General features: G+C 71.7%; 4 protein-coding genes. 1 reads left to right on the top strand and 3 read right to left on the bottom strand.

Annotated features, from left to right (window positions below):
• From AC2VNT_RS08000 to AC2VNT_RS07990, 3 genes are all read right to left on the bottom strand, one after another.
• On the bottom strand, positions 1–81 hold an 81-nt coding region (locus AC2VNT_RS08000; protein WP_486946346.1), incomplete at its 3' end, for a DUF1490 family protein.
• A gap of 126 nt (positions 82–207) precedes the next feature.
• Positions 208–900 carry a TIGR03089 family protein gene (locus AC2VNT_RS07995; protein WP_486946345.1) on the bottom strand — a complete coding sequence of 231 codons (693 nt, stop codon included), beginning with the start codon at positions 898–900 and terminating at the stop codon, positions 208–210.
• A 43-nt stretch (positions 901–943) separates the two neighbouring features.
• Positions 944–2410 carry an LCP family protein gene (locus AC2VNT_RS07990; RefSeq protein WP_486946344.1) on the bottom strand — a complete coding sequence of 489 codons (1467 nt, stop codon included), beginning with the start codon at positions 2408–2410 and terminating at the stop codon, positions 944–946.
• A gap of 74 nt (positions 2411–2484) precedes the next feature.
• Between AC2VNT_RS07990 and AC2VNT_RS07985 the strand changes: the two genes are divergently transcribed.
• Positions 2485–2860: SDR family oxidoreductase (locus tag AC2VNT_RS07985; protein ID WP_486946343.1), on the top strand; the 376-nt coding region annotated here is incomplete at its 3' end.

The following is a 2860-nucleotide window of genomic DNA, read 5'->3' as shown; positions in this document are numbered from 1 at the left end:
GCGCAGCAGTTCGTAGGCGCTGACCCCGACCAGCCCGGTGACCACGGCCGAAGCCGCCTTCGCCAAGAACAGTTGTGCCATCGGTGACCTCGTTTCGTCTCGGGTTCGTGGAGCTCCGTCGCGATCGGCGGGGCCGTTGACCACATCAAACCATAACTATATCAACATATCGACATGTATTAGTTAAGTGCACCGGCCTACGGCGCGTCAAGCGCACCGCTGATCGAGCACGCGGGTGACCTTCTCGGCGACCCGGCGCCGGTCCTGACCGGCCGGGTCCGGGTTGGCGACCTGCACCAGCGACGCGCCGACCGCCAGCACGGCCAGCATGCCCTCCACCAGCTCGGTCGGGGTGCCCCAGCCGTTCGCCGACCACACCCGGTCGGTCGGTGTCAGACCCGTGGCGGCGGCCGAGCGCCGGCAGTCGGCCAGCACCTCGTCGGGGGAGCGGCCGGCCAGCGCCGGGCCGGGATGCGGCTCCGGGTCGATCCGGTCGCCGTGCACCCGGACCGCGGTCGCGTAGTCGGTGACCCCCACCGGCAGGTCCGGTGACGGCCGGCCGAACGGATCCAGCGACAGCACCGCCACCTCGCCGCCGGCGCCGACGGCGGCGTCCGCCTCGTCGAGCCGGGTCGCGGTGCACAGCGCCAGGTCCGCGGTGCCGTCCAGGGTCGCCTCGGCGCCGATCCACCACACCCCGAACAGCGCCGCGGCGGTCTGCCAGTGCGCCGGCAGCAGCATCGCGACCCGGCTGGCCGGTCCGGCGCCGAAGTCGTCGCGCAGCAGGTTGCCGGTCTTGGCGGCCCAGTTCGCCAGGGTCGCCGCGGAGAGTTCGATCCGTTCGCCGGTGGCGTCGTCGTAGTAGGTGATCCGGGGGCTGACCGGGTCGGCGCGCAGCATCGGGGTCAGGATGGCGTCGCTGAGGTTGGTCACCCCGCCGACGTTAGTTCACGCACTGCGGATCGCTGGAGCCCGCGGTGAGTATCGGAGCGGCGCGGACGGCCGGGTCGTCGGGGGCGTCCGGGGTCGGGGCGCTGATCGGGGTGATCGGGACATCGCCGCCCAGGCCGGAACCCGGCCCGGTGTAGTCGTCGGCCAGGATCACCCGCACCGAGCCGGGCGCCACCGACGTGCTGGCTACCACCGGCAGCCCGCCGAGTTCGGTGGCGACCGCCCGGGCGCCCGGATCGTCTGCGCTGCCGGCCTGGACCTGGCTCGCCGGTACCCGCCCGGTCTCGTTGTTGCCGACCGTGCCGACGGAAAATCCCTTGGTGACCAAGATGTTCGAGACCGCGGCGGCCAGCCCGTTGACGTCGGTGTCGTTGAGCACGCTGGCCGTGGTCTCCGTCGGGGCCTGGTCGGTCCGGTCGGTCTTGTGCTTCTCCTGCTCGTGCAGCAACCCGGCGACCCAGTGCGATACCTGGTCGGGGTCGACCCGCACCACACTCTGCATCTCGTCGTCGCTCCAGCCCGACTCGTCCAGCACCGGGATGGTGGCGAACGCCACCTTGCCGGCGGAGAGGTCCTGCATGCGGGTGACGAAGTCCATCACGTCCCAGCCGGCCGACAGCACCACCGACCGCTGCACCGCCTGCTGCAGCCGGTTCAGCGTGGCCCGGCTGGACAGCGTCTTGCCGGAGATCACCTTGTGTGCCAGTGAGGCCATCACCGCCTGCTGTCGCCGGACCCGGTCCAGGTCGCCGTGCGGCAGGTCGTGCCGTTGCCGGACGAAGCTCAGTGCCTGCGGTCCGTTGAGCACCAGCCAGCCGGCCGGGAAGTCGGCGCCGGAGAGCTCCTCGTGCACCGGATCGTTGAGGCAGACGTCGACGCCGCCGAGTGCGTCGGTGATCAGCGAGAAGCCGAGCAGCCCGACCTCGGCGTAGTGGTCGATGGTGACCCCGGTCAGGTCGGTGACCGTGCGGATCAGCGCCTCCCGGCCCGCCTCGGTGCCGCGGGCCTGCGCCTCCACCGGGCCGACCCCCGACTCGACCAGGGCGTCCGCGGTCTGCAGCCGGACCGCCCCGTAGACGCCGTTGATCTTGGTCATGCCGACGCCCGGCGCCGCGACGTAGGAGTCCCGAGGGATGGAGATCGCGGTGGCCGACCGGCCGTTGTCGGGGATCCGGACCAAGATGATGGTGTCGGTGTTGGTGGCGTCTTCGTCGCCGGCCCGCAGGGTGGCCAGCTCCTCCGGGGTGAGCGGATTGCCGTGCGCGTCGGTGCGGCTGTCCACGCCGACCAGCAGGATGTCGGTCGCCCCGTCCTGGGCGCCGTGGCCGAGCACCTGGGTCAGGACGTGCGAGATGCCGCCTTCGAACGCGCGGACCTGGCTCCACGCCGCGCCGGTGCCGACAACGACGACCAGCGCCATAACAGTTGAAAGCACACGCGCCACTTTGTTAACTGCCATCACTACAGACTACTTTGATCACAACGGTGTCGGCGGTACCCGAGCCGGTGTGTGCGGACCGGCATCATTGGCGTGTGCCGCGAATCGTGATCACCGGTGCCGGCGGGCAGGTCGGCCGGTCCCTGGCCGCCCGGGCCCGGTCCGCGCAGCGCGACGTGCTGGCGCTGACATCCGCGCAGTGCGACATCGCCGAGCCGGACGTGGCCCGGGAGATCGTGCGGGCCGGCGACACGGTGGTCAACTGCGCCGCCTACACCGACGTCGACGGGGCCGAAACCGACCCGCAGGCCGCGTTCGCGGTCAACGCCACCGGCCCGGGCCACCTCGCCGGGGCCTGCGCCGCGGCCGGGGCGCGGCTGATCCACCTCTCCACCGACTACGTGTTCAGCGGGGAGTTCGGCGCGGCCGGGCCGCACCCCTACGAGCCCGACGACGTTACCGGCCCGCTCA

It is taken from the genome of Mycobacterium sp. TH-M15 (assembly GCF_057473705.1).
This window is presented reverse-complemented; position numbering and strand designations above follow the sequence as displayed.